Source organism: Mesorhizobium sp. WSM4308, from assembly GCF_002294905.1.
Taxonomy (GTDB): domain Bacteria; phylum Pseudomonadota; class Alphaproteobacteria; order Rhizobiales; family Rhizobiaceae; genus Mesorhizobium.
The window spans coordinates 40918-64500 of sequence record NZ_NSFW01000006.1 but is presented as its reverse complement, the minus strand read 5'-3'; the positions used below and the strand labels follow the sequence as shown (position 1 = coordinate 64500).

Below are 23583 nucleotides of genomic sequence, written 5' to 3'. Positions count from 1 at the left end.
TGCCATGGATATGAAGCGTATCGACCTCAACCTACTCGTCAGTCTCGAAGCTCTGCTTGTCGAGCGCAACGTCACAAGGGCCGCAGCCCGGCTACATATGAGCCAGCCGGCGCTCAGCGCCCAACTGAACCGCCTTCGCGACCTGTTCAAGGATCCCCTGCTCGTGCCGGCGCATCGTGGCATGGTGCCGACCGCCAAGGCCCTGGAGCTGATCAGACCGCTCAGAGCTTCCCTGGATCAGCTCCGCGGAACCCTCCAGGGCCATGACAGCTTTTCCCCCGCGACAGCCGAGCTAACCATCTCGATCGCCTGCACCGACTACGTCGAGGCTGTGGTGGTGGCGCCTCTGATCGTGGCGCTGCGCGACAAGGCGCCCAAAATACGGGTTGCGGTGCACCGCTTGGCCCCGGCAAAGTTAACGCAGCAACTGGCGGATGGCGATGTCGACCTGGCCATCGCCACGCCAGACACCGGGAAAGCTTACCTGAGGACCTGGCACCTGTTTGAGGAGAGCTATATCCTTATCGGCCGTCCCGGCCACCCACGTATCAATGAAGGGGCGACCGCAGCGGGGTTTGCCGCGCTTGAACAGGTGATAGTCTCGCCTTCTGGAGGCGGATTTACGACCCCCGTCGACGCCACCCTGGAGGCCCTCGGTCACTCCCGCGCCATTGTCGCGTCCGCTGCCTCATTCCTTGTTGTTCCGAGCATTGTCGCCAGCAGCGAGCTCGTTGCACTGGTGCCGCGCCGCCTGATGCGCGACCGTTTAGCTGAAGTCGCGTGGATAGACGTCCCTTGGCTTTCGGAGCGGTTTCAAGTGGAGCTCATTTGGCACGAGCGCACTCACGCGCATCAGGGACAGCAATGGATCCGCGAGCAGATCCATCTCGCCTCCCGCTGACCCACGCCATTTCGAGCGAAAGACAGATGTCTCGGGTATTCGTTCAACGGCACTCCCTGACTGGAAACATGTCTTCACCGTAGTGATGGAGCCGGGTGTGATGGCGGCGGCACAACCATCGGACCGTCAACGGCTCCTCGTATTGATCGTGATGGGCGTCGACGGCTTCGACACCGCAAACTTCACAAGTTTGCCTATCAATCTCGCCTGCCTTTAGGGCTCGCTGAACCGCGAGATGGGCTTCGTATTTGCCGGGATTGGCCCGTCGCCAGTTGGCCTGGCGGGTGTCCGTCTTCAGCATGTTTCGCTCCGCTTGATAGGCTGTGATCGTTAGATAGCACGCTTTCAGCACGTGCGGCCAAGAGCGGGTTTATTATTCGATCCTACGGCGCCGCGCATAGTCGGAGTGCGCCAGGTCCATTCGTGCCGAGTTCCTTACGAAGGGGTGCCGATGTCGTTTAGCGGTCGGGTTCCAGCCCGGAACACCCTCTACGCAGACTGACGGCAATGCCAAACGGCGGAGCACCTCTAACGGGCACGCAGCGTTCTACAGGCAAGCCAAACGGCAGCTAATCGTCAAATCCGAACAGAAGCGGACGGTCTGGAAACGGCCCCAAACACGCTATTCGATCGTCGCCTCAGCGGGGGGGCGCTCGATGACACGGGAGGTTTTTTGCAGCACCAGCGGTTTTGAGAAGCCGGTGCGAGTGGCGCTCGGTCGGTCGTGGAACACCGTCTAAACCGTGGACCGGGTAGCTCAGGCAGCGGATCAAACAGACCCGCGCCGCTCGGAAGGCCTTTGTTGCGGCTGCAAAGGAGGCGGATATTCTGGTTGAGCGAGACCCGTGGGGTTGATCACCCGCCGCTTTCCATGGCGCCTTCGCTTGCCCTAATATCAACAGAGGTCGCCCAAGTCTGGAGCCGTCCATGTGCAACGATTACGAGCAGCATATTATTTTATTTGGGCTGAGTATTGCCGGATGATGGCGTCGCTGGCGCTCAAAGTCCCCCACCCACCAAACCGAACTCGATTTGCCTCAGGTGGACGACGTCCGCATTAATGACCCGGCACCAATAATGCGCGCCGCTGATGACACGATCGAGCTTGCATCGATGACGTTCGGATTCGCGCCGGCCGGACCAAAAGGCGGGCCTGTGTTCAACTTCCGCTCCGAAGGGCGGCAATTCGGGAACAGCAAACGCTGCCTCGTTCCTGCGTCCGCGTTCTTCGAATTCACAGGGACGAAGTATCCGAAGGCGAAACATCGCTTCACGCTCAACGGCTGTCCATTCATGGCCGTCGCTGGGCTTTGGCGCGAAGCTGTCGGCAACAAGCCGGCCACCTTTACCATGCTGACGACCGATCCCGGGCCGGACGTCGCGCCGTACCACAATCGACAGGTCGTGGTGCTTCAGCCTGAGAATTGAGTATCTAAAACCGACCAGCTACCAGTTGGCTCCTGATGTTCTGTATATCGTCGCTTCATCGGTCCAATGGATGATACGTGTTCATCTTTCCTGCTTCACGGTTGAAACCCGCCGATTGATCAGTACCGGCTTTCCGACGCCGTCGAGGCAATCAATGTGTCCGGCCTGCCAGGCCGACAGGATGCGCCAGGCGCACGCCTCGGCCTCCGCCGCCACTGCGCTCATGATCGCCAATCAGCTCGATCCCTGCTGCTCTGAGGGCGATTACGACGTTCTTCTGCATGTCGAACGCGCCTGGTAGATCGCTCTCGCCGGCCTCCATTCGTTGGATGGCTGACAGCGAGATGCCGGCACGCTCAGCCAGGCTTTTCTGGTCAATTCCAAGCAATGCCCGGGCTGCGCGAATCTGCGAAGCGCTAATCACATTTTGGTCTCCAGACTACGGCTGCTTCGTATTGAAACAGTCATCGACCAACGCGACGGCGTATGGAAAAACGGCGTTTGTGATCAGTAGAGTGTTCATCCCGGCTCGTCGTTTTTAAGCCGCGAAAACCAGAACGCGCTGATCAAAGCGCCTTTTACGCGAGGTAACAAAAGCAGTATCAGCGCCACAATAATAAGAGAGATCAATACCATTGTGACGGCGAAGTATGACAGAAGAAGCCCTTGGAACAAGAAATACAGGGGGGCTGCAAAGACGCCCGCAATGAGGATAGTGAACCAAGGCGCCGCGTCATCAGATTCTATGTCACCAAAGCGTTCTCCACAAACTGCGCAACGCTCCACCTGCTTCAGGTAGGTGCGATACAATTTCCCCTGACCACAATTAGGGCATCGGCCCACCAAGCCTCGTGAAAGGGCGGCTGGCAGGGTCGGTCGTGCAAATCAACCGCTTCCTTTGTCCAATAATGATAATGTATAATACATGATATTAAATGGTTCAACACCTATATATCCACTGTCTGACATGATACTGCATGGGTCCAGCGTCAGCTTGCGGCTGCTGCGCCATCAGATGGACACGGTCTGACCATGCACGCCTGTTGCGGACTGTCATTTCAGATGATCGGCCAACTCATAAGGCCCACTTGGACGCCTGAGCGTTCGCACGGAAGCCTGCCGCCGCTATCTCGTCGACGATTCACGGCGGAGGGCATGGGTTCCGTGAGGAACAGCGGAAGCTATCTGCCGGCGGTTGATGGTTCCTGGCCGCTTGGCTGACCCGGTCCAGCGCGCTCAACACTTCCGGATCTCGGCCTGCTCCCTTGCAATTTGCGGCAGCCCTTCGACCAAGTCGCCCTGCTTCTGCTTCACGCTACGATCGTTCAAGGCTCCGTTTTCACATCGAAACCTAGGCAGTCGGGATGCCTTTTAGGTCTGGAGGCTTTTGCTACCTAGTGGCGGAAAAGCCCTCCACATCGATAGTCAATTTCGGGCAACACCGGCCTTTGAATTCACTCCCTCAAGCAAGGCGAGCAGGCCTTTCAGAATTTCGATGGGCGGTGGCGGGCAGCCTGGAATGTGCAGATCGACAGGCAACGCCTCCGACACGCCGCGCACCACGGCGTAACTGCCGGCGAAACAGCCGCCATTCTGGGCGCAATCGCCGAGCGCGACCACCCATTTGGGGTTGGGAGTTGCGTCGTAGGTCCGCTTCAATGCCTCACGCATGTTTCTGGTCACCGGCCCAGTGACAAGCAGGACATCGGCATGGCGCGGCGATGCGACGAACCGGATCCCAAAACGCTCGATATCGTAGAAAGCGTTGTTGAGCGCGTGCATCTCGAGTTCGCAACCGTTGCAGGAACCGGCATCGACTGCCCGGATCGACAGGCTTCGCCCCAATCTTCTATGAGCAACCCCATTGAGGGCGCGTGCGAGCTCGTCAACCGCCGCGTCGCTCACTCGCGGCGGACGCTCGGTCAGCGGCGGGCGTATCAGGCTTTCGAAGAGGAGCTTGCGCATGATGGCTTGCCTTGGACCCTTAGAGGTCGTGTCCTGAATACGAGCAGTTGAACGATTTGTTGCATAGTGGGAAGTCGGCGACGATGTTGCCTTCGATGGCCGCTTCCAGCAGCGGCCATTGAAACCATGACGGATCACGCAGGTGACAGCGCTCGACCAGGCCGCTTTTACCAATGCGCAGCCAGGCAAGAATGTCGCCCCGGAAACCCTCGACGAGCGCCATGCCTTCATGCGGGCCGCTTGTCTGTGCCAAGTCGACGCGGATCGGTCCACCCGGCAGCTGTCGCAGGATTTGCTCGACCAGGGACAAGCTCTGCTCGACCTCGTGAATGCGAATCCAGACACGGGCGTTCACGTCGCCTTCCTGGAGGAGAGGCACATTGAAGTTGAGCGCGTCATAGGGAGGATAGGCCAGACTGCGTCGCGCATCAAAGTCCCGACCGGAGGCCCGGCCGACATACCCTCCGGCACGATATTGTCGAGCGAGTTCCACCTTCAGCCGCCCAGTTGCGACTGTCCGATCCTGTAGCGACGCGGTGTTGTCGTAGAGTTCTACAAGCGCCGGAAACCGCTGCCTGATCTCTGCGATCAGAGACCAGATCGCTGTCGTCCCCTCGTCGTTCAGGTAGGTCGCCACTCCTCCAGGCACGACGCGGTCGCGCATCAAACGATGGCCGAAGGCAGCATCGCTTGCCCGCAATACGCGCTCGCGCAGGACGCCGCAGTGGGCATGCATGAGTGCGAAGGCGGCGTCGTTGCAGATGGCGCCGATGTCGCCCAGATGGTTGGCCAGACGCTCCAACTCGGCCATGAGCGCTCGCAGCCAGACCGCGCGCGCAGGAACCTCGATACCAAGGGCCGCTTCGACCGCGCGGGAAAAAGCAAGGGAGTATGCCACGGTACTGTCGCCAGAGGTTCGGCCCGCCAGCTTGGCAGCATGGTCGATATCGGACCCCGCCATCAAGCCTTCTATGCCCTTGTGCGTGTACCCTAGGCGTTCCTCCAGCCGGACGACCGTTTCGCCGCTGGCTGTAAATCGAAAATGCCCTGGCTCGATGATGCCGGCATGCACGGGCCCGACTGGGATCTGATGCAGGCTTTCCCCCTCGGCAGGCAGGAATTGGTAGGGGGACGCCGTCGCAACGGAGGTCCGGACGTGGGCACTCAATGGAAAGCTGATGCCCCAGTAGCCGTGATCAAGCCACCGTCGCGTATCGGGCGCGCCTTGTGGCAAGAGCCCGAACAGGTCCGCGGCCGCACGTTCAAGGCGCAATGCGGGCGGATGCAGCAGGCCGACCGATGGGTAGCGTCCATCCGGACATAGCAGGCTGACAACGCCGATGTTCCCGACAGCCTCGTCGAGTAGTGCCATGTGGACGGTGCCTGGTTCGCCCCAAAGACCGAGCAAGCTCAAGTGACCCTCAGCCAGTTGCTCGACGGCAAAGCTCCATTTTTTCGAAGTCACCACTGCGCGCGACCACGGGAAATGGTTGTCGACACCCTTGCCAGCAAGGATGAGGTCGGTCAGTGCGGGCATGTCATTTCTCCCATCCGCTTCATCCTAGAAGGTTGGCGACATGCTGGAACCATATGACCAGCGGTGGTGGCAGATAGATGCCGGCGGCAAACACAAGCGTCAGGTGGGAATACATCGGAACGTAGGACGCCTCGGCGGGCGCGGTGCTGCCTCGCGGTTCGCCGAAAGCGACGCCGGTCAGCCGAAGCAGCAGGGCGCCGAAAGCGAGCAGAATCCCGAATACCAACGGCATCGCCAAAAGGGGGTGCCTTGCAAATGTCGAACTCACGACCAGGAACTCGCTCATGAAGATGCCGAGCGGAGGGAGGCCGGCAATGGCAACGACGCCGATGACGAGCGCCCAGCCAAGCCCCGGATGCGTTTCCGTAAGCCCCCGGATCTCGGCGATGTTCTGTGTCCCCTTGATCTGGGCGATGTGGCCGACCGTGAAAAAGATCGCCGACTTGGTCAGGCTGTGCATGACCATGTGCAGCAGTCCGGCAAAATTGGCGAGCGGGCCACCCATGCCGAAAGCGAACACGATGATGCCCATGTGCTCGATGGAGGAGTACGCGAACAGACGTTTGATGTCGCGGCGGCGGTAGAGCATGAAGGCCGCGAAGATGAGGGAGGTGAGCCCCATCGTGATCATCAGTGGTCCGGGCGCGATCGCGTCCGGGCTAGCCGCGAGCAGCAGCTTGAAGCGCAATACCGCATAGAGCGCGACGTTGAGGAGCAGTCCTGACAACACCGCCGAAATCGGCGTCGGGCCTTCCGCGTGGGCGTCGGGCAGCCAGGCATGCAAAGGCGCAAGACCAACCTTCGTCCCATAGCCGAGCAGCAGGAAGACGAAGGCGACGTTCAGCAGCGCCGGGTCGAAGCGCGCTGCGTGCTCGATAAGCACTGTCCAGACCATGGCATTCGTGCCTTCGCCAACAATCGGCTGAGCGGCCATGTAGACGAGGATGGTGCCGAAGAGGGCAAGCGCAATGCCGACACTGCCGAGAATGAAATACTTCCAAGCCGCCTCCAGCGCCTCATGCGTGCGATAGATGCCGACCATCAGCACGGTAGTCAGCGTGGCAAGTTCCACCGCCACCCACATTAAGCCGATATTGTTCGACACGAACGCCAGATTCATGCCGAACATCATGATCTGGTACATTGCGTGATAAAATCGCAAATTCGTCGCCGTCAGCCGTCCGGTATCCAGTTCGTGCGCAATGTAGGAGGCGCTGAACACACTGGTCGTGAAGCCGACGAACGTGTTGAGCACGATGAAAACGATATTGAGATCGTCGACGAGCAAATACTGACCGGGCTGCGGCCGATCCGTGACGAGAAGCGACACCGCAGCGAGCAAGGTCAGCAAGCTCGCGGCGACATTGAGGCCAGCCGTTATCCGATAGTTCGGCAGGGTCGCCAGGAGTGCGGCCGCGCCGACCGGTATCAGCAAGATGGCGGCCACCGCATCGAGGGAAAACGCGGTCAACGATGTTCCCCCCTGTAGTCGTCGAGCGCGCCGACATCGACCGAGTCGAATCTCTCGCGTATGCGAAACAGGAAGACGCCGATGACAATGAAGGCGATCAGAATCGAGAAGGCGACACTGATCTCGACAACCAGCGGCATGCCCTTGGCGCCCGTGGCGGCCAGCACCAGGCCATTCTCGAGCGACATGAATCCGACAACCTGGCTGACGGCGTTCCGGCGGGTGACCATCACCAGGAGTCCAAGCAGTATGATGGACAGCGCAAAGGCAAGATCCTCGCGGGCGAGGGGGTCGGCGTCGGGAGTGACCCGCAGCATCAGCACCATGGACAGGGTCACCAGACCTATTCCGGCAAGCATGGTTGGACCGATCCCGACGGCGGTCTCGATGTCGCGGTGGATGCCGAGCCGCTGGATGATGCGGTGCAGGCCAACAGGAATGATGATCGCCTTGAAGATGAGGGCGATCGCCGCCGTGACATAGAGGTGATGGGCGTCCTGGATGTAGGCCTGCCAGGCCACGGACAGGGCGAGCACGATTGCATGAAGTGCAAAAACGTTGATCAGGGCGAAGAGGCGATCCTGGTACAGCATCATGAAGCTGACCAGCACCAGGCCGCCGGCGAGCAGATGAGCGATGTCGAAGGTGAGGCCGTTCATCAGAGGCTCCGTGAGACGAACAGCAAGAGCGTGCCGAGCAACGCCAGCATGAGTGCTGCGCCCAAAAAATCCGGGACGCGGAAAACGCGCATCTTGGCGATCGCAGTCTCAAACACGGCGAGGAGAATGCCGCACAAGGCAAGTTTGCCAAGATAGGCCACGGCACCCAGAGCAAATGATTTCGGCCCAGCCTCGACACCAGCCAGCCCCCAGGGGAGGAAGACGCAGGAAATCAGCGACACATAAAGCAGGAGTTTGAGGAAGGCTGCGAACTCGATCATCGCCAGATGACGACCGGAATATTCCAAGATCATCGCCTCGTGGACCATGGTGAGCTCCAGATGGGTCGATGGATTGTCCACTGGTATGCGGGCGTTTTCGGCGACCGCCACCATCACGAGAGCGATGAGCGACATTCCGAGCGATACCCGCAGGCCGACCTGCGGCGAGCCCATGAAGGCGGCGACCGTGGACAACTGTGTCGCTCCGGCGACCAGCGCCAGGCTGAACACAATGAGCAGCATGGCGGGCTCGGCCAGCGAAGCGATCATCACCTCGCGGCTTGAGCCTATGCCGCCGAAGCTCGTGCCGACATCCATCCCTGCGAGCGCCAGGAAGAATCGGGCGCTTCCCAGCAGCGCGACAATAGCTATGAGATCCGCGGTCCAACTGAAAGCGAGCCCGGTTGCGAATGTCGGGATAAGCGCGGCCGCGACCCAGGTGGCGGCAAAGATCAGATAAGGTGTCACGCGAAACAGCCAGGATGCGTTGTCCGCCAGAACGACTTCCTTTCGCATTAGCCGCAGGAGATCGCGATAGGGTTGGATCAGGGATGGACCTTGGCGGCGCAAGAGTCGTGCCTTCACCTTGCGCACGAACCCTGTCAGGAGTGGCGCCAGCAAAAGCACCAGCATCATCTGTGCGCCCTGAACGGCCAACTCAAGGATCAGGGCCATAGTGCGAGTACCAAAAGCAGGACAATGAGAAAGAGAAATACAAGAGTCAGGTAGCGCCTGATCGTCAGGAACTGCAGATGGTTCAGGTGGTCGGTCGCAAAGTCGATAGCCCTGCCGATAGGCAGGTAAAACGTTTCCCAGATCACATCGTGGATTTCGACCGTCAAACGAGCCGGGCCAGTTTCGCCAGGCGCCGGCACTTCGACTTTTTCCCGCGCGCGGAATGCGAACGCGCCGAAGACGCGTCGAATGGGCTGTGCAAAGCTTATCGATGTATACTGCGCGGCGGGTGTTACGTCCGGGAAGCCGCAACCCCAGGCCGGGCCGCGGCGGAGCGCATGTGAGGCGAAGCGGTGAATGACGAATGCCGCGAACGATCCGGTGACAGCAATGAACAGGAACACCAGCAGGCCATTGTAAGAACTGCGGCTCGCTGCGATTGGCACGATCGACAGCCATGGCTCAGCCATCTGCACAGGCATCCGGCTGCCAAGCAGCGGAAGTGTCACCGCTGAGAGACCGTCAATGACGAGACCCGGCACAATGCCAGCCAGGAGACAAAGAGCCGCCAGGGTGAACATTGCCGCTAGCGAATAGCGGTCGACCTCGTGCGCCAGTTCCACCGCGGCCGAGCGTGGCCGGCCGAGGAATGTAATCCCGAACGCTTTCACGAAGCAGGCAGCCGCCAAGGCCGCCGAGAGCGCCAGTAAACCGCCAACGGCGGGCACCATGACCTTCAGGCCCCATTGCGGCAGATCTGGGCTCTGCAGGACGGCTTGGAAGGCCAGCCATTCGGAGACGAAGCCGTTGAAGGGCGGAAGCGCCGAGATCGCCACGCAGCCGACGAGAAAGGCAAAACTGGTCAACGGCATACGGTGGATGAGACCGCCCAGTTTCTCCATGTCCCGCTCTCCGGTTGCCGTCAGTACGGCGCCCGCGCCGAAAAACAGCAGGCTCTTGAAAAAGGAATGGTTGAGGACGTGAAACAGCGCGGCGGTGAGCGCCAGCGCCGCGGCCGATGGCATGGCGTTCGCCTTGAAGGCCAGAGCAAGGCCAAGGCTGACGAAAATGACGCCGACGTTTTCGATGGTGCTATAGGCAAGAAGCCGCTTCAGGTCCTTTTCCATCAAGGCGTAAAGAATGCCGAGAACCGCCGTCAGGCCGCCCAGGAAAAGCACCACAACGCCCGACCACCATGCCGGCTCACCGAGCAGGTCGAAAATGACGCGTATGAAGCCGTAGATGGCGACCTTGGTCATGACGCCGCTCATCAGAGCCGAGACGTGGCTTGGCGCGGCCGGGTGTGCGAGTGGCAGCCATATGTGCAGCGGTACCAGGCCAGCCTTGGAGCCGGCGCCCAGCAGCATCAGAGCCAGAACGAAAGCAGCGACGAGCGGGGCGGAAGCGGCGGCACGCATCGCTTCGAACGTGTAGTTTCCGCTCGGGCCGGCCAGCAGGCCGAACGCAAGCAGCAGCGCGAGCGTGCCGAAGCTCGCCATCACGAGATAGATGTAGCCCGCTCTCGCATTGTCCTGCTCGCGATGGTGCGCCATGACGAGCGCCCAGGAAGCGAGCGACATGAATTCCCAGGAAAGCAGGAAAGTGAAGGCGTCGTCCGCCAGGACGACCAGATTCATCCCGGCGAGGAAGGCAGGGAAGAACGGCAGCACCCGATGCGGCGCAGACTCATGCCTGCCGTAGCCGAGGCCGTAAAGACTGGCCATGCCGCCGCCAAAATTGACGACGACGAGGAAAAAGGTCGAGAGCGCATCCAGACGGAAATGGGCGCCAATCCATGGCAGCCCAAGCGGCAGCTCGGCAGTCGACGGGGTTACGGGATCATCGGCGACACGGCTCGCGAGAACCAGGAGCACGGCCGCCGATATGCCTAGCGTCAGGCTGTAGATCAGGCGTGTTCCCGAGCCCGATCCGTGGCTTGACGCAATCGCAAGCACCGCAGTTCCCAGGAGCGCGGCAACGCCCCACAGGAGGACTGCAGCCCCCGAAATCACGCCACACTCCTCACAGGGACTTTGGCGTCCGTATCAACCCCGCCCATAATTTTGGCGGGATCAAAATCTGCTTTCAGCCGCACGCCGCGCCCGCCGATTTGGCTGGAGGCGCCTTCAGAAATCAATTCGACGCCGGCGAGGTCAAGCGCCCCGATCAGCTTCATTAGGGAATCTACATTGCCCCGGATAATCGACTCACTGGCTTCCATACGTTGAATTGTCGGCACCGAAAGGCTGGACAATTCGGCAAGCCTGCGCTGGTCGATGCCAAGGAGCGCCCTCGCGGCACGCAACTGTGGAGCAGTTATCACGGTCGCATCCCCTTTTTGATCAGCTTTGACGTATTATCTCTAAGCGCTGCAGCATATATTAAAATGCGGCGCATTCAAATAATGATGCGTGACGCATCTGTCTCGAAGCTGTAGAAAACTGGGAGATACGAGTTGGGAGGCGCCGAGCCTCGCCGATTGGTGCCCTGCAATTGCGAAGAGCAGCCCGCTGCAAAATGACGGGCGAACCCCCCTCGGCTCCGCATGAAGGGGCCAACGAACGGAAACCCAGCCGAGCGGCGGATTAGGAATTGGCTGTGACGACAAGGTGATGATCCGGGTTGCGAAATATCATACCGATTTCGGCAACATCGAGGTTCTGCGGGCCAAGGACTCCGGTTCGCTCATTTATCGCCAAGGTGGCTGCTATCAAAGCGAGTGCGATCCGAATGGCGTCAGCGTCGTGCCCTATATACACGCCATCTTTGGTCTCCTCGCACAAGCGCGAGTGTCCGATGTCCTGATGATCGGTTGTGGCGGTGGCAGCCTGGGCACGATGCTGGATAGGGTTGGTGTGCGTGTTACGATCGTCGACATCAATCCAAAGGCTTTCCAGATCGCCCGAAAATACTTTGGGTTACCTCGTGGAGTTCACTCCTTCATCTCCGACGGGCGGGATTTTTTGCGCGCCGGCCGTCATCGCTACGACGCTATCGTTCTGGACGCATATTCCGGGCGGCGCATCCCAGATCATTTGTGCGCCGAGACATTCTTCGGCTTGGCGCAGACGCGTCTCAAGAATTCTTCCGGTATTCTGATCGGTAACGTTCATGCTCGTCACGACCTCGACATCATGCCGGATCGCGTTGCTGTAAAGCTCGCCAATATCTGGGCGGATGTGAGACTGCTCGATATCCGCGGCGCTCTGGATCGCAACGCACTCGTCATGGCAGGCAAGGTACGAGATCTCGTCCAGCCAGTGCTGCTGATGCCGCCGTCCGTCGGAGCCGAGGAGATCGAACAGGAGCTTGGCCTCCTGGCGTTCAGGCCTTGGCATGTACCACGACGAGCTGCCTAAGGTGCGGCGCCACTGACAAAGCATGAGCCGAACGCCAAGTCATACTGGGTTCTCGATTGCTTCTCTCGCCAGCCAGTTGCGAAGGTGGCACACTGCGGGCCGCTGCAACGCTTCGGAGGTGGCAACGGCATAACAGGCGAACCGTGTTGGCCACCAATCTTGTCGCCAGCCATCGCGAATGTGCCGCCAAATCCGGCATGTGGCAAAGCCCTGTCGCGCTACTGCCAGAGCCGCTTCATGCGGATAGACACATCCTCCAGGACTGGCATGGAGGCCAGCACAAGGAGAATGGCGGCAAGAAACAATGTCGCTGCAAAGCCGATGTGTTTGAAACCCACAGCGCCGATGACGCCGCCGATAAAGAACAATGCTACGAGCGATGCAAGCAGTCTCAGCTTTCTCCGATCTGCTTTCACGAACAGTCTGTCCGAGTCATTGCCTGAGATGTTCCAGTAAAGCAGCTTGCCGAGTTCGATGCCCATATCCGTCACCAGGCCCGTGACATGCGTCGTCCGGATTCTGGCTTCCGATAGCTTGGTGATGATGGCGTTCTGCAACCCCATGATGAAACAAAGCAGCATCACCGTCATTGGCACAAACAGCGCTTCATGACGCGCAAGATGGCCGCCGAGCAGACCGAAACAGATCAACAGGATCGCTTCCAGGACAAGCGGGAATGCGTACTCGCCCTGTAGGCCTTGCCGCCGTCCCCAGTTGACCAAGACTGCCGAACAGGCCGCGCCTGTGACAAACGACAACAACGCCCCCAACCCGGAAAGCGCCAGCCCGACATCGCCGAGTGCCAGATGGTCCGCCATCGACGAAACGATGCCGGACATGTGGGACGTGTACTGCTGAACCGCCAGGAAGCCGCCAGCGTTGGCGGCTCCTGCGATGAACGTCAGGAAACGGGCGAGGTGCCGATCGGTTCTTTCGCTTCGTTCCTTTCCGGTCAACCGACGCAGATACACGATCATGAGCGAACCGTATCTTTCCATGCGGAAAAGCAGGACCGCAAGCTGATGTGCCGGGAAAGGCTCATTGAGTGTTTCTGGAGATGGGGGCGGTGAATGCGTGGCGTCGATGCTGTGCTTTGTAGGCCTAGTTTGGCTTGCCCGGCAGCGTGTCTGGATGGCGGAACCTGACACCACGGCCGCCATCGTCGCTACGCACATGTTCGCTGAGAAGCTCGACGCCGGCGCGGTTCAGGGCGTTGATCACTTTCATCAAGCTATCGACAACGCCTCGCACATTGCCCTGGCTGGCCTCCATTCGTTGGATCGTCGGCAGCGAGACGCTCGCCATTTCCGCCAGGGTTTTCTGGTCGATGTTGAGAAGGGCGCGGGCAGCACGAAGCTGGGAAGCAGTGATCATTGGGTATCAGCGTCTGAATATGAGAAATGATATCCACCATGGTATCATTGACGTATGAAACATCAATACAAAGCGAGAAAATATTGATCGGCCCTTGGCACGACGGTGCTCGGCAATTATCGTCTCCGCATGACTCAACGCTACGAACCTTTTCAGGAGCCGACCGGCACCTGGACCGTCAACGATGCTTGGACCGGACGGCCCGCCGAGATGGGCAGCCGAACCATCGTTGGAATGAACCGGCACGATGCCGAGGAACTTGCCGATCTCCTCAACGGATTGAATACACAAAGGCCGGAAGCGAAATCATGAAGGTCACGGACAGCAACGGCACTCCGCTGAGCGAAGGAGATTCCGTCACGCTCATCAAGGATCTCAAAGTCAAGGGCACGTCCGTCACCCTGAAACACGGAACGCTGATCAAAAACATCCACCTCACGGGCAATGAAGATGAGGTCGAGGGTCGAGCCGAGAAGGTCAAGAACCTGGTTCTGCGGACAGAGTTCCTGAAAAGGCGTAGGTGAGCGGATTTCTTCACTATTTGGCAGACCGTATTGAAGACGCATTCGTGCGTTGCAGGGTGCAGGTCCGGAGTGAGGAAGGCCCATCCTAAAGGTTCCGCTCATTACAGGCCGCCATCTCGTATTCGATACGTTAGGCGTTCGGCTTGACTGAACTTTGGCGAGATTTACTTCGACATCCTCTCGACCAGAGCAAGTGGCTGATTTGCATTGCCCAGCACAGCCGCGAGAAAGGCCGAAAGCCGGAGCTGCAGCCTAAAGAGCAATCTTTTGGTAAGCTCCGGATTTCTACTCCGTAGGCAGAGGTCACAGGTTCGAATCCTGTCGGGCGCGCCAACTGCCTCAATTTGCCTTAACCCGCCACCGCCCGCACGCTCTCCCGCTCCACCAGCGGGCACTCCAGCTTGGTGATGGGATAGCGCCCGTGTCCGGGCGCCGTTGGTGCCTCGAGCTGTTCGATCGCCCATTGGCCCATCGCCATATGCGGCAGGATCGAAGTGGTCAGCGGCGGGAACAGATGCCGGGCGATTTCCTCGTCGTCATAGCCGACGACGGAGATGTCCTGGGGAATGTGCAGGCCGGCTTCCTTCAGCGCCTCGTAGCAGCCGATCGCGGTGCGGTCGTTCTGGCAGAAGATGGCGGTCGGGCGGTCTTTGAGCGCCAGCAGCTTCACCGTCGCGGCATAGCCCGCACTTGCCGACCAGTCGCCCTCGACCACCAGCTCCGGGTCAAAAGGGATGTCGGCGGTGGCGAGCGCGCGCCGGTAGCCTTTGAGCCGATCCTGCGCGGCCTGCATCCACGGCTCGCCAGTGATGGTGGCGATGCGGCGGTGGCCGTGGCTGATCAAATGCCGGGTCGAGCTCTGGCCGCCGGCGATCTCGGAGGGCACCACGGCGGGAAAGGCGTAGTCGGCCGTGTAGCAATTGAGCAGGATCACCGGAATGTCGAGGCTGTAGAGGAAGTCGGGCGCGGTGATCTCGCGGGTGAAGATGGTCATGTAGATCAGCGCCGAAATACCCCGCCGGGTCAGTGCCTGGATGGCGCGCGGCTCCATCACGGCGTCGCCCATGGTCTGCGCCACCAGAAGCACGTTGCCGGCATTCCACGAGGCCTGGCGCGCGCCTTCGATCGCCACCACCGCCTCAGGGCTGGTCGCCAGCTGGTCGACGGCAAAGCCGATCACTCCGTCCAGCCCGTCGAAGGCGGCAACCGGCTTGCGCAGCGCCGAGAAGGCGGGCGCGCTGTAACCCAGCGCCCGCGCGGCTTCGATCACCCGCTCGCGGGTCTGCTGCGACAGCTTGATCCCTGGCGAATTGTTGAGCACGAAGGAAACCGTCGCCTGCGAGCAGCCGGCCGCTCGGGCGATGTCTGTCATGGTGACCCGCCCCTTGGGCTTGGCCGGCGCCTTGCGGCGCTTGATCGTCTCGATGGCCGGATCCGTCGTTTCGCTCATGGCAGTCTTGTCCCCAATCCCGGCCTGTCTAGCGGCAGCCTGCCGGCCCGACAAGATGGCGCGGCGGCGCCAGCTTATAGAAACCGCCGCTTCGTTTATATCTATTAGTGGCCATGCGGTCCATCGATCATCAGGCTCCTTATGTGGGAGGAAAGCAACGACTGCACGGCTTTGTATGCCGAGCGGCCAAGGCATGGGCTCGCCAGCGCTTCGTTCACTGTGGTGCCACGATGTGCCCGGATATTGGCTGAAAACTAATAGTGTTTACTAATACAAAAATGCGCTGTAACGTCAATCCGTCGCGTCCGGCCTTGTAGGGTTCGGGGCGGCGGGAAAGCGAACGTCGATGACCCGATGGCGAGCGGATTGCCTCCGCAAGCTCTGTCTCGGATAAGTGATATGTCAGACAAATCGGACTATTTACGAACGCAGAATGAGTCTCTAAAGTCCGTGGCCGTGGCTGGAACGAGGCCATTCTTGTGAGTGCCGGGAAACCCTGAGGAGGAGGGGTATCCAAGCCGCAAACGGCAAATTCAGGTGAGCACGCAATTCTAGTGAGCAAGACGGTCCAGCCCGACGGCTGGACCCAAACGGGAGGTTGAACATGAAGTCCTTGATACGCAATGCATCCGTGGCCGCCGCGGCCCTGGTTGTCGGCCTGACGGCGACGGCCATCGCGCGCGCCGACGACAAGCCGACACTGGCTTTCGTCGTCAACGGCGCTTCCGATTTCTGGAAAGCGGCCGAAGCTGGCGTCAAGAAGGCGCAGGGCGAACTGCCCGACTACAATCTCGAACTCAAATATCCCGAGCAATCCTCGGTCGCCATCCAGCAGCGGCTGATGGACGATCTGGTGACGGCCGGCGTCAAGGGCATCATGGTCTCGGCCGTCGACCCGAAGACCTCGACCGATGGCCTGAACAAGATCGCGTCTGAAACCGCGCTGTTCACCACCGACAGCGACGCACCGCAGACCAAGCGCGTCGCCTATATCGGCTCGTCCAATGTCGACGCCGGCAAGCAGGCGGCCGAAATCGCCAAGAAGGCGATGCCCAATGGCGGCAAGTGCCTCGGCTTCGTCGGCCTGCTCGGCGCCGACAACGCCAAGGAGCGCATCCAGGGCATGAAAGATGGCCTGGCCGGCACCAAGATCGAGCTCGTCGACGTGCGCGGCGACGATATCGACCAGGCGCGTGCCAAGAAGAATGTCGAGGACGCGCTGGTCGCCAGCCCCGACGTCACCTGCATGGTCGGCTTCTATTCCTACAACACGCCGCGCATCTATGAAGCGCTGCGCGATGCCGGCAAGCTCGGCTCCATCACGGTCGTCGGTTTCGATGACGATCCGATCACGCTGGGCGGCGTCAAGGAAGGCACCGTTGCCGCCACCGTCGTGCAGCAGCCCTTCGAATGGGCCTATCAGGGCATGAAGCTGATGGCTGCCTATCTCAAGGGCGACAAGTCGGGCATCCCGGCCGGCAACCTCATCATCATCCCGACCAAGATCATCGGTAAGGATGATGTCGACGCCTACGCCGCCAACCTGAAGGCGATGGCAGGAAACTAAGACCACAGGCAGTTCAGCCGGCTCAACTTGCTTGAGCCGGCTGTTCGCATTGACGAACACCGCGAGGAGCGTCAGTCTGCCTTAAAAGTCGGCCCGCCAATCCCTGTCAGGCATGATGAATTATTCGGATACATCCATCGCGGCAATCACCCCGTTTCTCAGCCTCGAGAACGTGCGCAAGACCTATCCGGGCGTCGTCGCGCTCGACGGGTTTTCGATGGAGGTCAGGCCGGGCGAGGTCATCGGCCTCGTCGGCGAGAACGGCGCCGGCAAGTCGACCCTGATGAAGATCCTCGGAGGCGTCACCACGCCGGACACCGGCACGATCACGGTCGACGGCACCGCTCACAACAGCTTGACCGTCGAAGGCAGCCTGGGCTCGGGCATCGCCTTCGTCCACCAGGAACTCAACCTGTTCGAAAATCTCGATGTCGCCGCCAACATCTTCTTCGGCCGCGAGCCGCTGCGCGCCGGGCCGCTGAAACTCGTCGACCGCTCGAAGCTGCGCGAGATGGTGGCGCCGCTCTTGAAGCGCGTCGGCGCCAATTTCTCCGCCGATGCGCAGGTCGCCGACCTGTCGCTCGCGCAGCAGCAGATGGTCGAGATCGCCAAGGCACTGTCGATCAAGGCAAGGCTGGTCATCCTCGACGAGCCGACATCGAGCCTGCCGCTCGCCGAGACCGACAAACTGCTCGACGTCATCAAGGCGCTGAAGGCCGACGGCATCAGCGTCATCTTCATTTCGCACCGCCTGCACGAGGTCGAGCGTGTCGCCGACCGCGTCGTCGTGCTGCGCGACGGCATGCTGGCCGGCACGCTGGGCAAGCGCGACATCAATCACGACCAGATGGTCAAGCTGATGATCGGCCGCATGCTGAAGGAACGCGAAAAGGCCTCCGAGGCCGCGCGGGCGCCCGGCGCCACGGCACTTGCGGCCAAGGCCATCCGCACCCCCACCTATCCCAGCAGGCCGGTCGACCTCGAAGTCCGGCGTGGCGAGATCCTCGGCCTTGCCGGCCTTGTCGGCTCCGGCCGCACCGAGCTGGCCCGCGTCTTCTTCGGCATCGACGGCAGCCTTGGCGGCACGCTCGAGCTCGACGGCAAGACGCTTGTGCTGGGGTCGGCGGCCGATGCCGTCGCGCAAGGCATTTTCCTGGTGCCGGAAGACCGCAAGCTGACCGGCATCCTGCTCGACCTGTCGATCGCGCAGAATATTTCGCTGCCCAATCTGCCGGCGCATGCCAGGCGCTCGCTGGTCTCGGCAAGCGCCGAAACGGCAACCGCCGAGAAACAGAAGAAAAATCTCGGTATCAAGGCGCCGTCGGTGCAGACGCGCACCGGCACGCTGTCGGGCGGCAACCAGCAGAAGGTCGTGCTCGGCAAATGGCTGGCCATGAACCCGAAGGTGATGATCCTCGATGAGCCGACGCGCGGCATCGACATCGGCGCCAAGGCGGAAATCTACGGGCTGATGCGCGCGCTGGCCGATGCCGGCGTCGCCGTGCTGATGATCTCCAGCGACATGGAGGAGGTGATCGGCGTGTCCGACCGCATCGCCGTCATGCATGAGGGCCAGATATCGGGCATTCTCGACAAGGACCAGTTCAGCCAGGAAAACGTGCTGCTGCTGGCGGTGGGCAAGCAGCCGAAATAGTTTTTGCGCCGGGGTCGCGAGACCGCGCAACCTGCTTAGGCAGGCATTGGGGAGAAGACGATGAGCAAGAAAGATCTCGGCCTGCTGATCCTGATCCTGGTGGTCGGCGCAATCGTGGCCATCATCAATCCGCGCTTCCTCTTGCCGATCAACCTTGCCAACACCTCGAACCTGATCGGCTTGTTCGGGATTCTTTCCATCGGCCAGGCCTTCGTCATCATCACCGGCGGCATCGAACTGTCGGTCGGCTCGGTGGTGGCGCTGCTGGGAACGCTGTTCATCGACTTCATCGCCGTGCGCGAACTGGACTGGCCTCTGGCCTTCGTGCTGATCATCGCGCTTGGCGCCATCATCGGCCTGGTGCATGGCTGGCTGATCACCAGGCTGAAGCTGCAGCCCTTCGTCGTCACCTTGTGCGGCCTCTTGATCTATCGCGGCGTCGCCCGCTTCTACACCGCCGACGGCACCGCCGGCTTCGCCTTCGGCCAGAATTTCCCCGAGCTCGAATTCCTCACCGCGGGCCGCTCCTGGGGCGTGCCGAACAGCTTCATCGCGCTGATCGTCATCGCCATCGTCATGTGGGTGGTGCTGCACCGTTCGGTGTTCGGCCGCTATCTCTACGCCATCGGCAAGAATGAGGAGGCGGCGAAATATTCCGGCATCCGCACCGGCCGCATCGTCATGGCCGCCTATGTCATCTGCGGCGTGCTGACGGCGCTGTCGGCGATCTATTTCGCCATGTACACGCGCTCGATCTCGCCGGCCAGCCACGGCCAGTTCTATGAACTCTACGCCATTGCCGCCGCCGTGCTCGGCGGCTTCTCGCTGCGCGGCGGCGAAGGCTCGCTGATCGGCGTCATCCTCGGGACCGTGCTGCTGCAGGAACTGCAGAACCTCGTCAATCTGCTCGGCATCCCGTCCTCCCTCAACTTCGCGGTCATGGGCGGCGTCATTCTCATCGGCGTGCTCGTCGACCAGCAATGGGGCGTGTTCCGCGCACGGCGGCTGATGGTCGATGCCGCCCGCAAGAACGTTGCCGGCGCGCCGGCGGAATAATCGCGCCGGCAACGCCGCGGCTTGCCCGACTCCAGTAGATATTATAATAGCATAACCCGGTATTGCTCGGGGGGTGTGCGGGACATGCGCTGCGATTTGCGAGGCAAGGTGGCGCTGGTCACGGGAGCGGGGGGCGCCATAGGCAGTTCCATTGCCAGGCGCCTGTCCGACAATGGCGCCGCGGTCGTCGTCGCCGACATCGACGGCGAGGGCGCAAGACAGGTCGCGGCCGGCTTGACCGATGCCATGGCCTGCGTCACCGACATCCGTGATGGCGCCTCGGTCGACAGCGCGATCGCCGCGATCATGCGGCGTTACGGCCGCCTCGACATCCTCATCAACAATGCCGGCGTCAACACGCTGGCGCATCGTGTCACAATCGACGAATTCCCGGCCGAGGAATGGGACCGCATCACCGGCATCGATCTCGACGGCCTCTACATTATGAGCCGCGCGGCACTCGGCCCCATGCTCGCCGCCGGCAGGGGCGGGCGCATCGTCAACATCGCCTCGGTCGTCGGCCTTGCCGCCATGCGCCTGCAGAGCCCGTTCGTCGCCGCCAAGGCCGGCATCATCCATCTGACGCGGTCGATGGCGATCGAACTCGGCGCCAAGGGCATCCTGACCAACGCGGTCGCTCCAGGTTCGGTAATGACGGCGCTGACCGCCAAGCTGTTTTACGGCGATGACGGCAAGTTCGCCGGCCGCACGCAGGAATTCCTGGCCCATGTGCCGCTCGGCCGTCCGGCCGAGCCGCGGGAGATCGCCGAGGCGGTGCTGTTCCTGGCCTCGCCGGCCGCCAGCTACGTCAACGGCCAGGTGCTGGCCGTCGATGGCGGCTGGACGGCGGGATACATGATGTGAGTGGCGCGATGGAAATCGATCTCAACGGCGCCGCGGTGGCCCTCGATGGCGAGACCAACCCGATCGTCGACGCCGTGCTTGCCGCGCTGCGTGCCAATGGCGGCACGGTCGTCGAAGCAGGGGATGCCGCCGACATCCTGCTGATGTCCAATCCGCTGCGCCCGGGAACGACGATGCAGGATCCACGCTGCCAGCATGCCGATGCGCGCAGGGCAGCCGTGGCCATGGCCGAGCGCGGCGGCGGACGCATCGTCTTCCTGGTCTCGGCCACGGCCGGCATGCCGATGCGCCGCCATCCGCGCTTTTCCATGGAGAACGCGGCGATTCTGACCGGCATGCGTGCGTTGGCCATGGAGTTCGGGCCGAGGGTGTTGGTCAATGCCGTCGGCTTCGGCGCGGTCGAGGACGAAACCATGGTCTCGGGCGACAGGGCGATGCTCAGCCACACGCCGGTCGGCCGCGCCGGCTGCATCGAGGAAGCGGTCGCGGCCGTGTTGTTCTTCTGCGATCCGCTCAACACCTACACCACGGGCCAGATGCTGGGCGTCGACGGTGGATGGACGGCAGGCTATGGCCGCAATTTCTGAATTGCTGAGCATCGGATCGGGAGCGCTCGAGGTTGCCCTGGTGCCGCAAATCGGCGGCAGCGTGAGCGCGTTGCGCTGGCGCGGCTTCGACCTCATACGGCGGCTCTCGGATGATGATCGCAAATCCGGCAATGTGCTTGGCGTCGCCATGTTTCCGATGACGCCCTATGCCAACCGCATCGCCGGCAACGCCTTCGACTTCGGGGCAAGACACTGGCAGGTCCTGCCCAACAATCCGCCCGAAAAATTCAACGTCCATGGCAGCGGTTGGCAACACGCCTGGACGGTCACCGGGTCAGGTCCCGCCAACGCAACCCTATCGCTGGTCATCGCCGCCGGAGCCGAGCCCTATTCCTACCGCGCGACACAGGCTTTCGCGGTTTCGGACGAGGGACTGAGCGTGACCATGACGCTGACCAATATCGGTCCGGTCGCCCTGCCGTTCGGTTTTGGTTTGCATCCCTGGTTCGATCGCGATCCGGACGTAACAGTGCAGTTCAAGGCCGAGCGCTTCTATCTCGAAGAGCCCGATGGCATTTCGGGCGATCCCGTCACCTTGCCGCCCGAACTCGACTTTGCCGAAGGCAGACCCCTGCCGGGCGGCTGGCGCAACAACGACTATGGCGGCTGGGGCGGCGAAGCGACGCTGCGCTTCCCGGCACGGGGCGCGGGACTGCGCATGAGGGCCGACCCGATCTTCAAGCACCTGATGCTTTACGCCGATCCGACCAAGCCATATTTCTGCGTCGAGCCGCAGACCAACGCCTCCTGCGCTTTCAACCGCGGCCGATGGGATGATCCGGATGAGGGCGTCATCGTCCTCGCCCAGGGCGAAAGTGCCGCCGGCACCGTCTGTTTCACGCCCTTTGCGCTTGAGGGCGGGGCATAAGGCGGGTGCGCCTGACGAAGACGAATCGTCTAAATAAGCCCATTCCTGAGTTTGAAGCGGCGCATGCCACGCACGTTGACGGCCCGCCCACGGTTCAACAACTCGCGCATGATCGGCTCCCGCCGTGGCGGCGTCAGATGTTCGAGGATACGAGCACAGTCATGTTCAAGCAAAATCCCTCGAATAAGTAGGTCGCGCTTCACCAAAGGACTATCCATCACCCGATGAAAGAGCCCGAAGCCGAAGTGTATCTGGCTGCCATTGATGATGGTCCCAATCATATGATTGACCAGCGTCTCTTGTCTAATCTGAATGGCCACGGACGCATTTTTCTCGGCTTCCTCAAGCCGGGCCTTTGTTTCGGCCGAAAACCTGCCAAATTCGGATATTGTGGGCGTTCGCGATTCCTGGTCGAGAATGGCAGGGTCTTTTCCGCGTTTTTGTCTACGCCTTTTTGATTTGGGATTGCCCGCCAGCATTTGTCCGGTTCTTTGAGCGCCTTTCAGAAGCGGGCCAAGATCGTAACCGCGAAGCGCGCCATAAGGGACGTAACGAAGTGTTGCTACCAGCTCGGAGATCGACATCTTGTCGAGCCTAAGCGCGAGCTTGTCGGCGGAATAGACAATATCAACCTGGTAGCCACAACGCTCTAGGCATTGCGAAAAGCCGAGTTCTCCCTTCCGTATCGCGTGGGGGCGAATGTCGTAGGGCCTGTACCTTTGCCAAAACCGCCGAATCTGCACATCGGCGAATACGTTGCCGGCTACACTAAATGCGTAGCTGCCCATATGATGGGCAAACTCATGGTTCTCGTAGGTGCCAACGGCGTCATAGTCGCTCTGAACCAGGGCTTTGATCATGGAGTCCAAGCCAGGTCCGGCAATGTAAATGACACTGTCGTTCAGATAGATCATACGTTCGGGTCGGAGTTCCTCCAGCGCCAGATGCAAGGTCGCGGCACGGTAGGCTCCGAAGTCACGCCCAATGTTGTTACGGACAAGGATGCGGTGCGCAAATGTCCTTAAGGTCGCGAGTTCATCCGGACGAAGATCGCCATTGCAGACAACAATGGCGTTGACGTGCTGGCGACGAAGCGTCGCCAGGAGGTCGAGAAAGTCGCTTGTAATCCCGATGAGGTGATATTTGACGACGATCGCATAACAATTGCCAATTGCCGGCGTCACGGTCTCATCGGAAGCAAATCGCGGCTCGCGTTCGGCCAGAATGCCTGGGAACTGAATTGTCTTGGCGGCCAGTACATACGCTCCTGCGGCCGCCCAGTTCGCAATTTGCCCGATCTTTTTCATGGCCGCGCCCCCTCCCGGCCCCGACAGATAACACT

Annotated in this window: 23 protein-coding genes, 1 tRNA gene and 2 pseudogenes; 12 read left to right on the top strand and 14 right to left on the bottom strand. The window is 61.0% G+C overall.

The genetic code is table 11. The annotated features are described in order from the left end of the window. Nucleotides 1-10 precede the first annotated feature (10 nt). Nucleotides 11-901, top strand: coding sequence for a LysR family transcriptional regulator (locus tag CK227_RS12725; protein WP_095773425.1), 891 nt, complete (start codon nt 11-13; stop codon nt 899-901). 43 nt (nt 902-944) lie between these two features. Here the strand turns inward: CK227_RS12725 and CK227_RS12720 are convergent, their stop codons facing one another. After that, on the bottom strand, nt 945-1202 hold the full coding sequence (locus CK227_RS12720; RefSeq protein WP_095773424.1) for a hypothetical protein: 258 nt from the start codon (nt 1200-1202) through the stop codon (nt 945-947). Between the two features lie 626 nt (nt 1203-1828). On the opposite strand from CK227_RS12720, the pseudogene CK227_RS12710 reads away from it, so the two are divergent. Next, nucleotides 1829-2326: pseudogene (locus CK227_RS12710) on the top strand (SOS response-associated peptidase family protein); the annotation flags it as partial. Between the two features lie 154 nt (nt 2327-2480). Here the strand turns inward: CK227_RS12710 and CK227_RS12705 are convergent. The 9 genes from CK227_RS12705 to CK227_RS12665 all read right to left on the bottom strand — a co-directional run bounded on the left by CK227_RS12705 (nt 2481) and on the right by CK227_RS12665 (nt 11240). After that, nucleotides 2481-2753 carry a helix-turn-helix transcriptional regulator gene (locus CK227_RS12705; RefSeq protein ID WP_095773171.1) on the bottom strand — a complete coding sequence of 91 codons (273 nt, stop codon included), beginning with the start codon at nt 2751-2753 and terminating at the stop codon, nt 2481-2483. 95 nt (nt 2754-2848) lie between these two features. After that, nucleotides 2849-3139 (bottom strand): DUF983 domain-containing protein, encoded by a 291-nt coding sequence (locus tag CK227_RS12700; RefSeq protein ID WP_179296440.1) that lies wholly within the window; start codon nt 3137-3139, stop codon nt 2849-2851. A gap of 615 nt (nt 3140-3754) precedes the next feature. Beyond that, nucleotides 3755-4294 carry an NADH-quinone oxidoreductase subunit B family protein gene (locus tag CK227_RS12695; RefSeq protein WP_095773169.1) on the bottom strand — a complete coding sequence of 180 codons (540 nt, stop codon included), beginning with the start codon at nt 4292-4294 and terminating at the stop codon, nt 3755-3757. 19 nt (nt 4295-4313) lie between these two features. Continuing rightward, nucleotides 4314-5831 (bottom strand): nickel-dependent hydrogenase large subunit, encoded by a 1518-nt coding sequence (locus CK227_RS12690; protein ID WP_095773168.1) that lies wholly within the window; start codon nt 5829-5831, stop codon nt 4314-4316. A gap of 19 nt (nt 5832-5850) precedes the next feature. After that, nucleotides 5851-7302: a hydrogenase 4 subunit F gene (locus CK227_RS12685; RefSeq protein WP_095773167.1), complete on the bottom strand. Its 1452-nt coding sequence runs from the start codon at nt 7300-7302 to the stop codon at nt 5851-5853. After that, nucleotides 7299-7961, bottom strand: coding sequence for a hydrogenase-4 component E (locus CK227_RS12680; RefSeq protein ID WP_095773166.1), 663 nt, complete (start codon nt 7959-7961; stop codon nt 7299-7301). The genes CK227_RS12685 and CK227_RS12680 overlap by 4 nt, the downstream gene beginning before the upstream one ends. Beyond that, nucleotides 7961-8917, bottom strand: a complete 957-nt coding sequence (locus CK227_RS12675) for an NADH-quinone oxidoreductase subunit H (RefSeq protein WP_095773165.1) — start codon at nt 8915-8917, stop codon at nt 7961-7963. Before CK227_RS12675 ends, CK227_RS12680 begins: the two co-directional genes overlap by 1 nt. Further along, a complete protein-coding gene (hyfB, locus tag CK227_RS12670; RefSeq protein WP_095773423.1) occupies nt 8908-10926 on the bottom strand; it encodes a hydrogenase 4 subunit B in 2019 nt (672 codons plus the stop codon). The genes CK227_RS12675 and hyfB overlap by 10 nt, the downstream gene beginning before the upstream one ends. Next, nucleotides 10926-11240 (bottom strand): helix-turn-helix transcriptional regulator, encoded by a 315-nt coding sequence (locus tag CK227_RS12665; RefSeq protein ID WP_095773164.1) that lies wholly within the window; start codon nt 11238-11240, stop codon nt 10926-10928. The genes hyfB and CK227_RS12665 overlap by 1 nt, the downstream gene beginning before the upstream one ends. Before the next feature lie 289 nt (nt 11241-11529). On the opposite strand from CK227_RS12665, the gene CK227_RS12660 reads away from it, so the two are divergent. Then, nucleotides 11530-12276, top strand: coding sequence for a fused MFS/spermidine synthase (locus tag CK227_RS12660; protein ID WP_095773163.1), 747 nt, complete (start codon nt 11530-11532; stop codon nt 12274-12276). 236 nt (nt 12277-12512) lie between these two features. Here CK227_RS12660 and CK227_RS12655 read toward each other — a convergent pair. Further along, nucleotides 12513-13274: pseudogene (locus tag CK227_RS12655) on the bottom strand (YoaK family protein); the annotation flags it as partial. 103 nt (nt 13275-13377) lie between these two features. Further along, the gene (locus tag CK227_RS12650) at nt 13378-13650 is read right to left on the bottom strand and encodes a helix-turn-helix transcriptional regulator (RefSeq protein WP_095773162.1); all 273 of its coding nucleotides are present in this window, start codon (nt 13648-13650) and stop codon (nt 13378-13380) included. Nucleotides 13651-13755: 105 nt separating this feature from the next. Between CK227_RS12650 and CK227_RS12645 the strand changes: the two genes are divergently transcribed. From CK227_RS12645 to CK227_RS36710, 3 genes are all read left to right on the top strand, one after another. Further along, the gene (locus CK227_RS12645; protein ID WP_095773161.1) at nt 13756-13962 is read left to right on the top strand and encodes a hypothetical protein; all 207 of its coding nucleotides are present in this window, start codon (nt 13756-13758) and stop codon (nt 13960-13962) included. Further along, on the top strand, nt 13959-14174 hold the full coding sequence (locus CK227_RS12640) for an alkylphosphonate utilization protein (RefSeq protein WP_095773160.1): 216 nt from the start codon (nt 13959-13961) through the stop codon (nt 14172-14174). The genes CK227_RS12645 and CK227_RS12640 overlap by 4 nt, the downstream gene beginning before the upstream one ends. Before the next feature lie 247 nt (nt 14175-14421). Beyond that, nucleotides 14422-14507 (top strand) — tRNA-Arg (locus CK227_RS36710). Between the two features lie 16 nt (nt 14508-14523). Here the strand turns inward: CK227_RS36710 and CK227_RS12635 are convergent. Further along, a complete protein-coding gene (locus CK227_RS12635) occupies nt 14524-15624 on the bottom strand; it encodes a LacI family DNA-binding transcriptional regulator (protein ID WP_179296093.1) in 1101 nt (366 codons plus the stop codon). A 604-nt stretch (nt 15625-16228) separates the two neighbouring features. Between CK227_RS12635 and CK227_RS12630 the strand changes: the two genes are divergently transcribed. From CK227_RS12630 to CK227_RS12605, 6 genes are all read left to right on the top strand, one after another. Beyond that, entirely contained in the window at nt 16229-17191 is a 963-nt protein-coding gene (locus CK227_RS12630; RefSeq protein ID WP_095773159.1) for a sugar-binding protein, read from the top strand. Nucleotides 17192-17306: 115 nt separating this feature from the next. Further along, entirely contained in the window at nt 17307-18845 is a 1539-nt protein-coding gene (locus tag CK227_RS12625; protein WP_095773420.1) for a sugar ABC transporter ATP-binding protein, read from the top strand. Between the two features lie 60 nt (nt 18846-18905). Continuing rightward, entirely contained in the window at nt 18906-19901 is a 996-nt protein-coding gene (locus tag CK227_RS12620) for an ABC transporter permease (RefSeq protein ID WP_095773158.1), read from the top strand. 84 nt (nt 19902-19985) lie between these two features. Continuing rightward, nucleotides 19986-20765: an SDR family NAD(P)-dependent oxidoreductase gene (locus tag CK227_RS12615; protein WP_095773157.1), complete on the top strand. Its 780-nt coding sequence runs from the start codon at nt 19986-19988 to the stop codon at nt 20763-20765. Between the two features lie 8 nt (nt 20766-20773). Then, the gene (locus CK227_RS12610) at nt 20774-21352 is read left to right on the top strand and encodes an SDR family oxidoreductase (protein WP_095773156.1); all 579 of its coding nucleotides are present in this window, start codon (nt 20774-20776) and stop codon (nt 21350-21352) included. Then, nucleotides 21336-22241 (top strand): aldose 1-epimerase, encoded by a 906-nt coding sequence (locus tag CK227_RS12605; protein WP_095773155.1) that lies wholly within the window; start codon nt 21336-21338, stop codon nt 22239-22241. The genes CK227_RS12610 and CK227_RS12605 overlap by 17 nt, the downstream gene beginning before the upstream one ends. 29 nt (nt 22242-22270) lie before the next feature. Here CK227_RS12605 and CK227_RS12600 read toward each other — a convergent pair whose 3' ends face one another. Further along, nucleotides 22271-23548: a rhamnan synthesis F family protein gene (locus CK227_RS12600; protein ID WP_095773154.1), complete on the bottom strand. Its 1278-nt coding sequence runs from the start codon at nt 23546-23548 to the stop codon at nt 22271-22273. Between the last annotated feature and the right edge of the window lie 35 nt (nt 23549-23583).

Excerpts from the sequence above, each read along its gene's own strand:
- CK227_RS12725 (WP_095773425.1), top strand. The coding sequence starts at position 11 with ATGAAGCGTATCGACCTCAACCTACTCGTCAGTCTCGAAGCTCTGCTT.
- CK227_RS12720 (WP_095773424.1), bottom strand. The coding sequence starts at position 1,202 with ATGCTGAAGACGGACACCCGCCAGGCCAACTGGCGACGGGCCAATCCC.
- CK227_RS12695 (WP_095773169.1), bottom strand. The coding sequence starts at position 4,294 with ATGCGCAAGCTCCTCTTCGAAAGCCTGATACGCCCGCCGCTGACCGAG.
- CK227_RS12690 (WP_095773168.1), bottom strand. The coding sequence starts at position 5,831 with ATGCCCGCACTGACCGACCTCATCCTTGCTGGCAAGGGTGTCGACAAC.
- CK227_RS12680 (WP_095773166.1), bottom strand. The coding sequence starts at position 7,961 with ATGAACGGCCTCACCTTCGACATCGCTCATCTGCTCGCCGGCGGCCTG.
- CK227_RS12675 (WP_095773165.1), bottom strand. The coding sequence starts at position 8,917 with ATGGCCCTGATCCTTGAGTTGGCCGTTCAGGGCGCACAGATGATGCTG.
- CK227_RS12660 (WP_095773163.1), top strand. The coding sequence starts at position 11,530 with ATGATCCGGGTTGCGAAATATCATACCGATTTCGGCAACATCGAGGTT.
- CK227_RS12650 (WP_095773162.1), bottom strand. The coding sequence starts at position 13,650 with ATGATCACTGCTTCCCAGCTTCGTGCTGCCCGCGCCCTTCTCAACATC.
- CK227_RS12640 (WP_095773160.1), top strand. The coding sequence starts at position 13,959 with ATGAAGGTCACGGACAGCAACGGCACTCCGCTGAGCGAAGGAGATTCC.
- CK227_RS12635 (WP_179296093.1), bottom strand. The coding sequence starts at position 15,624 with ATGAGCGAAACGACGGATCCGGCCATCGAGACGATCAAGCGCCGCAAG.
- CK227_RS12630 (WP_095773159.1), top strand. The coding sequence starts at position 16,229 with ATGAAGTCCTTGATACGCAATGCATCCGTGGCCGCCGCGGCCCTGGTT.
- CK227_RS12625 (WP_095773420.1), top strand. The coding sequence starts at position 17,307 with ATGAATTATTCGGATACATCCATCGCGGCAATCACCCCGTTTCTCAGC.
- CK227_RS12620 (WP_095773158.1), top strand. The coding sequence starts at position 18,906 with ATGAGCAAGAAAGATCTCGGCCTGCTGATCCTGATCCTGGTGGTCGGC.
- CK227_RS12615 (WP_095773157.1), top strand. The coding sequence starts at position 19,986 with ATGCGCTGCGATTTGCGAGGCAAGGTGGCGCTGGTCACGGGAGCGGGG.
- CK227_RS12610 (WP_095773156.1), top strand. The coding sequence starts at position 20,774 with ATGGAAATCGATCTCAACGGCGCCGCGGTGGCCCTCGATGGCGAGACC.
- CK227_RS12605 (WP_095773155.1), top strand. The coding sequence starts at position 21,336 with ATGGCCGCAATTTCTGAATTGCTGAGCATCGGATCGGGAGCGCTCGAG.
- CK227_RS12600 (WP_095773154.1), bottom strand. The coding sequence starts at position 23,548 with ATGAAAAAGATCGGGCAAATTGCGAACTGGGCGGCCGCAGGAGCGTAT.